Genomic DNA, 12,783 nt, shown 5'->3' on the forward strand with positions numbered 1-12,783 from the left:
CGCGTGCCCACGCCCCGCGTCCTGCTCGTCGACGACGACGCCGCCATCTGCGAGTTCCTCGCCACGCTGCTCGACCTGGAGGGGCTCGCGCCGCGCGTCGCGCCGGGTGCGCAGGAGGCGCTCGGCGCGCTGGCCGACGCGGACGCGGTGCTCCTCGACGTGGCCATGCCGGGGATGGACGGGCTGGAGCTGTGTCGGCGCATGCGCGCGGCCGGCTTCGGCGGGCCGATCCTGGTCGTCTCGGCGCGGCCCGGCCCGGACCTGCCGCGCAAGGCGGTCGAGGCGGGCGCGAGCGGCTTCGTCCGCAAGCCGTTCGACAACGCCGAGCTGATCGCCTGCCTGCGCGGCCTGCTCGCCGCCGCCTGAGCCGCGCGCGTCACGGCTCGCGGTCGGGCGGCCCTGCGCGACCGCGGTCGTCCTGCTCCGCCTCCGCGGCCCGGTCCGCCCGGTGCCGGCGCTCGGACTCCCACTCGGCGCGGCGCCGCCCGAGCACCTCGCGCGCGCGCGACGCCGCCCTCAGCGCGGCGAGCGCGCCGTCGAGCGCCTCGCCCCGGGCGGCCACCTCCACCTCCGCCCCGCGGAGCGCGGCCGCGAGCGCCTCCGCCTCGTCCCGCAGCCGCGCGGCGTGGCGGACCGTGGCGGCGAGCGCCGCCGCGGAGGCGCGGGCCGGCAGCTCCCGCCCGCGCGCCGCCGCCTCACCTCGCGCCGCCTGGAGCGCGGCCGCGCGCCGCGCGCGCTCCGCCTGCGCCGCGTCGAGCTCCCGCCGCGCCGCGGCGACCGCCGCGCCCGCCGCGTCCTCCTCGCGGCGGCGCAGCGCCTCCAGCGCGGCGAGCGGGAACGCGTCGCCGCTCACCCAGCCAGCGCCTCGAGCCGCCGGAGCGTCTCCTCGAACGGCGCCGCCTCGCCGAGCGGCTGCCGGAGGAACGCCTCGATCGCCGGCAGCCGGGCCAGGGCCAGGTCCGCCTCGGGATCCGCGCCGGCCCGGTAGGCGCCGAGCGCCACCAGGTCGCGCACCCGGGCGTGCGCCGCGAGCAGCGCCCGCACCCGGCCCGCCGCCGCCAGGTGCGCCGGGGCCGCCACCGCCGGCATGACGCGCGAAAGGCTCTGCAGCGGGTCCACCGCGGGGAAGCGGCCGCCGGACGCCACGGCGCGGTCGAGCACCACGTGGCCGTCGAGGATGCCGCGGACCTCGTCGGCGATCGGCTCCTCGAGGTCGCCGCCCGCCACGAGCACCGTGTACACGGCGGTGATCCCGCCGCGGGCGCGGTTGCCGGCCCGCTCCAGCAACCGCGGGAGCGCCGCGAACACCGAGGGCGGGTAGCCCTGGCGCGCCGGCGGCTCGCCCGCCGCGAGCCCGACCTCGCGGAGCGCGCGGGCGTAGCGGGTCACCGAGTCCACCAGGAGCAGCACCCGGTCGCCGCGCTCCGCGAACCACTCCGCCACCGCGGTGGCCACGTGCGCCGCCTTCAGGCGCACCAGCGCCGGCGCGTCGCTGGTGGCCGCCACCACCACGCTGCGGGCCAGGCCCTCCGCGCCCAGCGGGCCCTCCAGGAACTCGCGCACCTCGCGCCCGCGCTCGCCCACCAGGCACACCACGCACAGGTCGGCGCGCGCGCCGCGGGCGAGCTGGCCGAGGAGCGTGGACTTCCCCACGCCGGAGCCGGCGAACAGCCCGATCCGCTGCCCCTCGCCGGCGGTGAGGAACCCGTCCAGCACCCGGACGCCGAGCGGGAGCGGCGCCGCCACCGGGCGGCGCGCGAGCGGGTTCGGCGCGGGCCGATCCACCGCCCACTCCTCCAGCCCGGCCGGCAGCGGCGCGCCGTCGAGCGGCCGGCCCAGGCCGTCCAGCACCCGCCCCAGCAGCCCAGGCCCGGCGCGGATGGTGTGCGCGCGGCCGGTCGGGACGACCTCCGCGTCGAGGCCGACGCCGCCGAGGTCGCCGAACGGCACCAGCACCGCCCGGTCGTCGCGCAGGCCGACCACCTCCGCCTGCAGCGGCTCGCGCCCGGGCGCGCGGATCTCCACCGCCTCGCCCTGCCGCACGCCGCCCACCGCCGCCTCCAGCACCAGGCCGGTCAGGCGGGTCACCCGCCCGCGCAGCGGCAGCGGCGCGGCCTCCCCGAGCGCGGCGCGCACCCGCCCCAGGTCCACGGTCACGGCGCCTCCTCCAGCGCGCGCTCCAGGGCGGCGAGCTGGGCCTCCACGCGCGCGTCGATGCGCCCGCCCTCGGTCTCGACCACCACCGCGCCGCGCGGGAGCGCCGGGTCCTCGCGCAGCGCCGGCCCCTCCGGGCGCGCCAGGAGCGCGGCGAGCCGCGAGCGGGCCGGCTCGGCGCGCAGCAGCGCCGCGTCCGCCGGGCTCGCCCGCAGGATCACCTCGCGGCGATCCCGCGCGCGCGCCAGCGCCTGCGCCGCGAGGTCGGCCACCGCCTCCGGGGCCGCCGCCAGCTCGCGCCCGAGCAGCTGGCGGGCCACGTCGAGCGCCAGGCGCGCCACCTCGCGCTCCAGCCCGGCGAGCCGCGCGGCGCGGGCCTCCCCCGCGGTCGCGAGCGCCGCCGCGGCCCGGGCCAGCCCCTCCTCGCGGCCGTCCCGAGCCGCCGCGGCGTGGATCGCCTCCCGCTCCGCGGCGGCCGACTCGAGCAGGCGCGCGGCCTCGGCGCGCGCGGCCTCCAGGAGCGCGCGCGCCCGGGCGCCCGCCTCGTAGACCGCGCCCTCGATGCGACGGCTCCCCGGCCCGTCCTTCAGCACCCTGGACATGCGCCCTCCGCGCCGGGCGCGATTCTACTACGGGTAAGGTCCGAACCCGCACGCTCCGCGAAGAGGCTCGGTCGCCCGCGCCATACGGCAGGGCCGCCGCCCCACCCGGATGCGACGAGGCCCGCCTCCGGTGCGGGGGCGGGCCTCGAGGTGCGCCGACCGAGGCGGCGCGGTGCGATGCGTTCGCGCGGCTATGCGGCGTCGCGCTCGACCGGCTGGAGGTACCGGTGCAGGAACTGCTTGGTCTTCAGCTCGACCTGGCGGACGCGCTCGCGCGACACGCCCCAGCGCTTGCCGATCTCCTCCAGCGTGCGCGGCTGGTCCTGCTCGAGCCGGTTGTGGACGATGTCCCAGCCCAGCTCGCCGATCCGCTTGCGCACCTTGCCGAGCGCGTCGCGGACCTCGCGGTCGCCCTCGCCGGAGAGGTAGGTGTCCTCCGGCCCGGGACCGTCGTCCTCGATGCGCTCGAGGTGGGTGGCGTCCCCCTCCTCGTCGATGGCGCTGTCGAGCGACAGGTCCGGCTGCGCGACGGTGCCGCTCTGCGGCCGCACCGTGGAGCGCGCCTCCTTGAGGTACTTCCCGATGTAGGCGCGGATCCACCACACCGCGTACGTCGAGAAGCGCGTCCCGGCGTGCGGGTCGAACTTCTCGACGGCGCGCATCAGGCCGACGTTGCCCTCCTGGATCAGATCGTCGAGCCGGACCGTGCCGCGGCGCTGCTTGCGCGCGATGGCGACCACGAACGCGAGGTTGTGGCGAACCAGTTTCTGCTTCGCCGACACCTCGCCCTTGCGTGCCCGGATGGCCAGCGCGTGCTCATCCTCGCGGGTGAGCGGCGGGAAGTCGCGGACCGCCTTGAGGTAGGGGGCCAGCTCATCGAACTCCTTGCTGCCTCTCTGCGTGCTCGCCGTCCTCATTCCGTTGCCTCTCTACCTGTCCTGTCCTGCGTCAATCCATCTCGGGGAGGTTACGTAACGTCAGGTTAAAATAATGGACCGAACCAGTCAAGTAGCCCGGAACCGACCGACAGGACGGACTTCTTCGCCGTCCACTCCTCTGCCGACCCGCCACCGCCTCCGGACTCCGCCAATATGAACATGAGCCCGGCATCCGCATTCCGGTCCCATGCGAGCGCCCGCCTGCTCCCACGTCAAACCACTGGACTTGCGGTAGATCAAGTCGAAACCGAACTCCGATCGGGGCGGCCGAGGCGCGACACCCCACCACAGCCGATAAGCGGGTGCTTACCGGTCCGGACAACTTCATGCGCCCGATCAAAAAGGAAAGGGCCCGGCCCCTTCTGGGACCGGACCCTTGGTCGCGGCGAGGCGTTCGCCGGGCGGCTCGCTACTCCTCCGCCCCGACGGCCAGGGCCTCCTCCGCCTCCTCGACCGCGTCCACCGGGGTCTCCACCTCGATGTCGAGGTGCTTGTACGCCCCGAGGCCGGTGCCGGCCGGCACCAGGCGGCCCATGATGACGTTCTCCTTGAGGCCGCGGAGGTAGTCGACCTTGCCGCTGATGGCGGCCTCGGTCAGCACCTTCGTGGTCTCCTGGAACGACGAGGCCGAGATGAAGGACTCGGTCGAGAGCGACGCCTTGGTGATGCCGAGCAGCAGCGGCTCGCCCTGGGCGGCGCGGCCGCCGGCCTTCAGCACGCGCTCGTTCTCCTCCTCGAACGCGAACTTCTCGACCTGCTCGTCCGCCAGGAACTCGGTGTCGCCCACGTCCACGATCCGCACGCGGCGCAGCATCTGCCGCACGATCGTCTCGATGTGCTTGTCGTTGATCTTCACACCCTGGAGCCGGTAGACCTCCTGCACCTCGTCCACCAGCCAGCGCGCGAGCTCCTTCTCACCGAGCACCCGCAGGATGTCGTGCGGGTTCGCGGCGCCGTCCATGAGCGCCTCGCCCGCGCGGACGCGGTCGCCGGTGTGGACGGAGATGTGCTTGCCCTTGCCGATCAGGTACTCCTTCGCGAGATCGGGCCGGAGCTTGCTGTCCACCTCGGGCGTGATGACCACCTTGCGCTTGCCCTTGGTGTCCTTGCCGAACGCCACCACGCCGTCGATCTCGGAGATGACCGCGTGCTCCTTGGGCTTGCGGGCCTCGAAGAGCTCGGCGACGCGCGGGAGACCGCCGGTGATGTCCTTGGTCTTGGTGGTCTCGCGGGGCATCTTGGCGATGACGTCGCCGGCGTCGACCTCGTCGCCGTCGTTCACCACCAGGTTCGCGCCCTCCGGCAGCATGTAGCGGGCGTCGGCGTCGGAGTTGGCGAGCTTCTTGGTCCTGCCCTCCTCGTCCTTGATCGAGATGCGCGGGCGGGCGTCGGGGTCCTTGGAGGCGATGACCGCCTTGCGGGCCAGGCCGGTGATCTCGTCCACCTGCTCGCTGATGGTGACGCCGTCGACGAGATCGCCGTACTTCACGCGGCCGGCCACCTCGGTGATGATCGGCATCGAGTAGGGATCCCACTCGGCCAGCAGATGGTTCGCCTCGACCTTCTGGCCCTCGCGGACCAGCAGCTTCGCGCCGTACACCACGCCGTAGCGCTCGCGCTCGCGGCCCTGGTCGTCGGTGACGATGATCTCGCCGTTCCGGTTCATCACGATGAGCGTGCCGTCGCGCTTCTTGGCCACGCTCACGTTGTTGAACTTGATCAGGCCGGCGTTGCGGTTCTCGATGGTGGACTGCTCGGCCCGTCGCGACGCCGCGCCGCCGATGTGGAACGTCCGCATCGTCAGCTGGGTGCCCGGCTCGCCGATCGACTGGGCGGCGATGACGCCGACCGCCTCGCCGATGTTCACCTTGCGGCCGCGGGCGAGATCGCGCCCGTAGCACTCGACGCAGATGCCGCGCCGCGCCTGGCAGGTGAGCACCGAGCGGATCTTCACCTTGTCGATGCCGGCGTTCTCGATGAGCTTGACCTTGCCCTCGTCGATCTCCTCGTTCGCCTTCACGAGCACGTTGCCGGAGAACGGATCGAGCATGTCGTCGAGCGCGACGCGGCCGAGGATGCGCTCGCCCATCGGCTCGATGATCTCGCCGCCCTCGACCAGCGCGCCGAGGGTGATGCCGTCCATCGCGCCGCAGTCGTACTCGGTGATGATCGCGTCCTGGGCCACGTCCACCAGGCGGCGGGTCAGGTAGCCGGAGTTCGCGGTCTTGAGCGCGGTGTCGGCGAGGCCCTTGCGGGCGCCGTGCGTCGAGATGAAGTACTGGAGGACGTTGAGGCCCTCGCGGAAGTTCGCCGTGATCGGGGTCTCGATGATCTCGCCCGACGGCTTGGCCATCAGGCCGCGCATGCCGGCCAGCTGCCGGATCTGCTGCGCGGAGCCGCGGGCGCCCGAGTCGGCCATGATGTAGATCGGGTTGAACGACGGCTGCCGGCGCTCCTCGCGCTTGCCGTCCTTGCCCGTCCCCACCGCGGTCTCGGTCCCGATCTCGCCCATCATCTCCTGCGCCACCTCCTCGGTGACCTGGGCCCAGATGTCGATGACCTTGTTGTACCGCTCGCCGATGGTGATGAGGCCCTCGGTGTACTGGGCCTGGATGTCGTCCACCTCGCGCGTGGCGCGCTCGAGCAGATCGACCTTCTTCCGCGGGATCACCATGTTGTCGAGCGCGATCGAGATGCCGGCCCGGGTGGCGTTCCCGTAGCCCATCGACCGCACGCGGTCGGCGAGGAGGACGGTCTCCTTCTCGCCGCAGAGGCGGTAGGTCAGGTCGATGAGGCCCTGCAGCTGCTTCTTGTCCATCACCTTGTTGATGGAGTCGAAGGACAGCCGGCGCGGGACGATGTCGTAGAGCAGCACGCGGCCGACGGTGGTCTCGACCCGCTTGCCGTCCATGCGGACCCAGACCTTCGCCTGCAGGTCCACCTCGCCCTGGTCGTACGCGGCGCGGACCTCCTCCGGGCTCGCGAACACCTTGCCCTCGCCGCGCGCGAACGCGCGCTCGCGGGTCATGTAGTAGATGCCGAGCACGATGTCCTGCGACGGCACGATGATCGGCTTGCCGTGCGCCGGGGACAGGATGTTGTTCGTGCTCATCATGAGCACGCGGGCCTCCATCTGCGCCTCGATGGAGAGCGGCACGTGCACGGCCATCTGGTCGCCGTCGAAGTCGGCGTTGAAGGCGGTGCAGACCAGCGGGTGGAGCTGGATCGCCTTGCCCTCGATCAGCACCGGCTCGAACGCCTGGATGCCCAGGCGGTGGAGCGTGGGGGCGCGGTTCAGGAGCACCGGGTGCTCGCGGATCACCTCGTCGAGGATGTCCCAGACCTCGGGGCGCTCCTTCTCCACCATCTTCTTCGCGCTCTTGATGGTGGTGACGTACCCCTTCTCCTCGAGCTTGTTGTAGATGAACGGCTTGAACAGCTCGAGCGCCATGATCTTGGGCAGGCCGCACTGGTGGAGCTTGAGCTCCGGGCCGACCACGATCACCGAGCGGCCGGAGTAGTCCACGCGCTTGCCGAGCAGGTTCTGGCGGAACCGGCCCTGCTTGCCCTTCAGCATGTCGGAGAGCGACTTCAGCGGCCGCTTGTTCGGGCCGGTGATGGTCTTGCCGCGCCGGCCGTTGTCGAACAGCGCGTCCACCGCCTCCTGCAGCATCCGCTTCTCGTTGCGGATGATGATGTCGGGGGCGTTCAGCTCCTGGAGCCGCTTCAGGCGGTTGTTGCGGTTGATGACGCGCCGGTAGAGGTCGTTCAGGTCGGAGGTCGCGAAGCGGCCGCCGTCGAGCGGGACCAGCGGGCGGAGGTCCGGCGGGATCACCGGGATGACCTCCAGCATCATCCACTCCGGCTTGTTGCCGGACGCGACGAACGCCTCCACCACCTTCAGGCGCTTGGCGATCTTCTTCCGCTTCGCGTCGCTGGTGGCCTCCTTCATCTCGGCGCGCAGCTCGTTCGCGAGGCCGGGGATGCCCTCGCCGTGCTCCTTGCTCGCCGGGCCGACGCCACGGAGCAGGCCGAGCACCGCCTCGCCGCCCATGCCGGCGGAGAACGCGTCGTCGCCGAACTCGTCGAGCGCCTTCTGGTAGCGGTCCTCGGAGAGGAGCTCGCCGCGCTGGAAGGTGGTCTCCTTCGGGTCGATGACGATGTACGACTCGCAGTAGAGGACCTTCTCCAGGTCCTTCAGCGTGATGTCGAGCAGGTTGCCGATGCGGCTGGGCAGCGACTTGAGGAACCAGATGTGCGCGACCGGCGTGGCCAGCGTGATGTGGCCCAGCCGCTCACGGCGCACCTTGGACTGGATCACCTCGACGCCGCACTTCTCGCAGACCACGCCCCGGTGCTTCATGCGCTTGTACTTGCCGCAGTTGCACTCGTAGTCCTTCACCGGGCCGAAGATCTTCGCGCAGAAGAGGCCGTCCCGCTCCGGCTTGAACGTCCGGTAGTTGATGGTCTCCGGCTTCTTCACCTCGCCGTGCGACCACTGCCGGATCTTGTCCGGGCTCGCGAGCGAGATCCGGATGGCCGAGAACGAGAGCGGGTCCTTCGGCTTCTCGAAGAAATTGAAGATGTCCTTCACGTCGACTCCCTGGAAAGCTGGGAAACCTGATCAGCACCCTCGCGCCGGCCCCCTCCCCGCCCTGGCGGGGAGAGGGAGGGCGCGGCCCCGGACGCGCGCGCTACGCGCTGCTCTTCTCTCCCGACGCGACCGCGCCGCGCGGCGCGCCCAGCGGGCCGCCGCCGAGGTCGCGCTCGGCGGCCTCGCGCGCCGCCTGCGCCTCCGGCGTCTCGAGCAGCTCCACGTCGAGCGCGAGGCTCTGGAGCTCCTTGATCAGCACGTTGAACGACTCGGGCAGCCCGGACTCGAGCGTGTTCTCGCCCTTGACGATCGCCTCGTACATGCGGGTGCGGCCGACCACGTCGTCGGACTTCACCGTGAGGAACTCCTGGAGCGAGTAGGCCGCGCCGTAGGCCTCCATCGCCCAGACCTCCATCTCGCCCAGGCGCTGGCCGCCGAACTGGGCCTTGCCGCCCAGCGGCTGCTGCGTGACGAGCGAGTACGGCCCGATGCTCCGGGCGTGGATCTTCTCGTCCACGAGGTGGTGGAGCTTCAGCATGTACATGACGCCGACCGTCACGTCCTGGTCGAAGGGCTCGCCGGTGCGGCCGTCGAACAGGATGGACTGGAGCGTCGCGGAGCCCTCCTCCATGAGGGCCTTCATCTCGTCCTCGCGGGCGCCGTCGAACACCGGCGTCGCGACGTGCATGCCGCGGCGGAGCTTCTGCACGAGCTTCGGCAGCTCCTTCTCCGGCACGTCCTCGATGAGCGCGGCGAGCCGCTCGCCGACGGGGCCGCCCTCGGTCCCGGCGAACGCCGCCTTCAGCTTCTTCCGCAGCGGGTCGGCGCCCCACTCCTTCTCGATCATCTCCTGCAGCCGGAGGCCGACGTTGCGCGCGGCCCAGCCCAGGTGCGTCTCGAGGATCTGCCCGACGTTCATGCGCGACGGCACGCCGAGCGGGTTGAGCACGATGTCGACCGGGGTGCCGTCCTCGAGGTACGGCAGGTCCTCCTCGGGCAGCACGCGCGAGACCACGCCCTTGTTGCCGTGGCGGCCGGCCATCTTGTCGCCGACGGCCAGCTTGCGCTTGATGGCGACGTACACCTTCACCATCTTGATCACGCCCGGCGGCAGCTCGTCGCCCTTCTTCAGGCGGCCGATCTTCTCGCCGAAGAGCAGCTTCACGAGCTCCTTCTGCTCCTCGAAGTTCTCGATGATCTTCCGCGCCAGGTCCTGCACGTCGCCGGCGACGGCGATCTCGCCCCAGTAGCGCTGCGGGACGGTGTCGAGCAGCGCGTCGTCGAGGACGTCGCCCTTCTTCAGGAGCTGCTCGCCCTTGTCGTCGACCAGGCGGGCCGTGACCTCCTTGCCGAGGAGCAGGCGGCGGATCTTCTGGAACGCCGAGTCCTGGATGATCTTGATCTCGTCGTTCTGGTCCTTGAGGAGCTTCGCCTCCTCCATCTCCTCGATGGCCTTGGCGCGCTCGTCCTTCTCGACGCCCTTGCGGCTGAAGACCTTGGCGTTGATCACCGTGCCCGAGACGCCCGGCGGCACGCGCAGCGAGCTGTCGCGGACGTCGCCGGCCTTCTCGCCGAAGATGGCGCGGAGGAGCTTCTCCTCCGGCGAGAGCTGGGTCTCGCCCTTCGGCGTGATCTTGCCGACCAGGATGTCACCGGGCTTCACCTCGGCGCCGATGCGGATGATGCCGGACTCGTCGAGGTCCTTGAGGGCCTCCTCGCCGACGTTCGGGATGTCCCGGGTGATCTCCTCCTTGCCGAGCTTGGTGTCGCGCGCGACGCACTCGAACTCCTCGATGTGCACCGACGTGAACACGTCCTCCTTGATGAGGCGCTCGGAGAGGAGGATGGAGTCCTCGAAGTTGTAGCCCTGCCACGGCATGAACGCGACCACCACGTTCTGGCCGAGCGCGAGCTCGCCCATCTCGGTGGCCGGGCCATCGGCGATGACGTCGCCCTTCTTCACCCGCTCGCCCGGCTTCACGATGGGCTTCTGGTTGATGCAGGTGTTCTGGTTGGAGCGCTGGTACTTGATGAGGTTGTAGATGTCGACCTCGTTCGCGACGTCGGTCGCCGAGGTCGGCACGTCGGCCTTCACCACGATGCGCGAGGCGTCCACCGACTGGACCACGCCGTCGCGCTTCGCGACGGTGGTCACGCCGGAGTCGCGGGCCACGATGGCCTCGATCCCGGTGCCCACCAGCGGCGCCTGCGTGCGGAGCAGCGGCACGGCCTGGCGCTGCATGTTGGAGCCCATCAGCGCGCGGTTCGCGTCGTCGTTCTCGAGGAACGGCACCAGGGAGGCGGCCACGGACACGAGCTGGTTCGGGCTCACGTCCATCAGGTCCACCTCGTCCGGGCGGACGTAGATGTACTCGCCCTCCTTGCGGCACCAGACCTTCGCCTCGGTGAAGTTGCCCTTCTTGTCCACCGGCGCGTTCGCCTGGGCGATGATGTGCTTCTCCTCCTCGAGCGCGGAGTAGAAGGTCACCTCGTCGGTCACCCGGCCCTTCTCCACCTTGCGGTACGGCGTCTCGACGAAGCCGTACTCGTTGACGCGGGCGTAGGTGGACAGCGACGCGATCAGGCCGATGTTCGGGCCTTCCGGCGTCTCGATGGGGCAGATGCGGCCGTAGTGCGTGGAGTGGACGTCGCGCACCTCGAAGCCGGCGCGCTCGCGGGTCAGGCCGCCAGGCCCGAGGGCCGAGAGGCGCCGCTTGTGCGTGACCTCGGAGAGCGGGTTCGTCTGGTCCATGAACTGCGAGAGCTGGCTCGACCCGAAGAACTCCTTGATCACCGCGGTCACCGGCTTCGCGTTGATCAGGTCGTGGGGCATGAGCGTCTCGATCTCCTGGAGGCTCATGCGCTCCTTGATCGCCCGCTCCATGCGCACCAGGCCGATGCGGTACTGGTTCTCGAGCAGCTCGCCCACCGCGCGGACGCGGCGGTTGCCGAGGTGGTCGATGTCGTCGACGTCCTTGTTCGGCTTGCCGTTCTTGAGGTCGATGAGGAAGCGGACGACCTCGAGGATGTCGCGCTTGGTGAGGACCGTGTTCTCGAGCGGCTCCTCGATGCCGAACTTGTAGTTCAGCTTGAGGCGGCCGACCTTCGACAGGTCGTAGCGCTCGGCGTTGAAGAACAGGTTCACGAAGAGGTTCGTCGCGGTCTCCGGCGTCGGCGGATCGCCGGGGCGGAGGCGGCGGTAGATCTCCATGATCGCCTCCTCGGGCGTGGAGATCTTGTCCTGCATGAGCGTGTCGCGGAGCGCGGGCAGGATGTTCAGGTTGTCGATGAAGAGAACCTTGAACTCGTTGATGTTGCGCTTGCGCAGCTCCTCGACCTTGGCCTCGGTGACCTCCTCGTTCACCTCGAGGAGCACCTCGCCGGTGGTCTCGTCGACCACGTCCTCGGCGGAGATCTTCGTGTAGACCTCCTCCGGCTCCACCGGGAGCGACTTCATCTTCGCGGCGACCAGCTTCTTGATCGCGCTCTCGGTGTACTTGCGGTTCTTCTTGACGATCACCTCGTTCGACTTGGGATCGCGGATGTCGCGCGTGGCGCGCTGGCCCTTGAGCAGGTCGGGCACGAGGTCCTTCTCGTACTTGCCCTTCCCCTCGATCCGGATCGTCTCGGTGTCGTAGTAGTACTTGAGGATCTCCTCGGCCGACCCGTGGAACTCCACCGGGTCCTTCTTGGCCGTGTCCGGCGTCGCGCCGAGCGCGCGCAGCAGCACCGTGGCCGGCAGCTTGCGGCGCCGGTCGATGCGGACGTAGAGGATGTCCTTGTGATCGAACTCGAAGTCGATCCACGAGCCGCGGTACGGGATGATCCGGGCGTTGTAGAGCAGCTTGCCGGACGAGTGGCTCTTGCCCTTGTCGTGGTCGAAGAACGCGCCCGGGGAGCGGTGGAGCTGGCTGACGACGACGCGCTCGGTCCCGTTGATGATGAAGGTCCCGTTCTCCGTCATGAGCGGGATCTCGCCGAAGTAGACCTCCTGCTCCTTGACGTCGCGGATCGACTGGGCGCCGGTCTCCTCGTCCTTGTCCCAGACGACCAGGCGGACGACCACCTTGATCGGCGCGGAGTAGGTCATCCCGCGCTGGTGGCACTCGTCCACGTCGTACTTGGGCTTCTCGAGGTGGTAGCTCACGAACTCGAGCGAGCTGGTCTCGTTGAAGTCCTTGATGGGGAAGACCGACTTGAAGACACCCTGAAGGCCGGTGTCGTCCCGCTTCTCCGGCGGGACGTCGGCCTGCAAGAACTTGTCGTAGGAGAATTTCTGGATGGCGATGAGGTTGGGGATCTCGGCGATCTTGTTGATCTTCCCGAAGTTCCGCCGGATCCGGAAGTTGTTCTGAATCGTCGTCGCCATCGATTTCGGTCCTCTTTCCCCAACGAGACCCGCCACAAAAGGGTCTAGCCGGCCGCCGGGCCGGCTATCCTGCGTCGCCCGGCCGAGCGGCCGGAAATCCAGGAATCGTTGATGGGATGGGGGTTT

At 70.4% G+C, this 12,783-nt stretch carries 7 protein-coding genes; 1 reads left to right on the forward strand and 6 read right to left on the reverse strand.

The features are described 5' to 3' along the window. Positions 1-3 precede the first annotated feature (3 nt). Positions 4-366, forward strand: coding sequence for a response regulator transcription factor (locus tag A2CP1_RS11825; protein ID WP_012633514.1), 363 nt, complete (start codon positions 4-6; stop codon positions 364-366). Positions 367-376: 10 nt separating this feature from the next. On the opposite strand, the gene A2CP1_RS11830 is transcribed toward A2CP1_RS11825, so the two are convergent. The 6 genes from A2CP1_RS11830 to rpoB all read right to left on the reverse strand — a co-directional run bounded on the left by A2CP1_RS11830 (position 377) and on the right by rpoB (position 12,657). Beyond that, positions 377-853, reverse strand: coding sequence for a hypothetical protein (locus A2CP1_RS11830; protein WP_012633515.1), 477 nt, complete (start codon positions 851-853; stop codon positions 377-379). After that, entirely contained in the window at positions 850-2,157 is a 1,308-nt protein-coding gene (locus tag A2CP1_RS11835; protein ID WP_012633516.1) for a FliI/YscN family ATPase, read from the reverse strand. The genes A2CP1_RS11830 and A2CP1_RS11835 overlap by 4 nt, the downstream gene beginning before the upstream one ends. Next, entirely contained in the window at positions 2,154-2,756 is a 603-nt protein-coding gene (locus tag A2CP1_RS11840) for a FliH/SctL family protein (protein ID WP_012633517.1), read from the reverse strand. Before A2CP1_RS11840 ends, A2CP1_RS11835 begins: the two co-directional genes overlap by 4 nt. A gap of 191 nt (positions 2,757-2,947) precedes the next feature. Then, positions 2,948-3,673: a sigma-70 family RNA polymerase sigma factor gene (locus A2CP1_RS11845; protein ID WP_011420650.1), complete on the reverse strand. Its 726-nt coding sequence runs from the start codon at positions 3,671-3,673 to the stop codon at positions 2,948-2,950. A 430-nt stretch (positions 3,674-4,103) separates the two neighbouring features. Continuing rightward, positions 4,104-8,288: a DNA-directed RNA polymerase subunit beta' gene (gene rpoC, locus A2CP1_RS11850; protein WP_012633518.1), complete on the reverse strand. Its 4,185-nt coding sequence runs from the start codon at positions 8,286-8,288 to the stop codon at positions 4,104-4,106. Positions 8,289-8,388: 100 nt separating this feature from the next. Continuing rightward, positions 8,389-12,657 carry a DNA-directed RNA polymerase subunit beta gene (gene rpoB, locus A2CP1_RS11855; protein WP_012526295.1) on the reverse strand — a complete coding sequence of 1,423 codons (4,269 nt, stop codon included), beginning with the start codon at positions 12,655-12,657 and terminating at the stop codon, positions 8,389-8,391. Positions 12,658-12,783: the final 126 nt, after the last annotated feature.

Origin of the sequence: Anaeromyxobacter dehalogenans 2CP-1, assembly GCF_000022145.1 — a bacterium.
GTDB classification, from domain to species: Bacteria; Myxococcota; Myxococcia; order Myxococcales; family Anaeromyxobacteraceae; genus Anaeromyxobacter; species Anaeromyxobacter dehalogenans.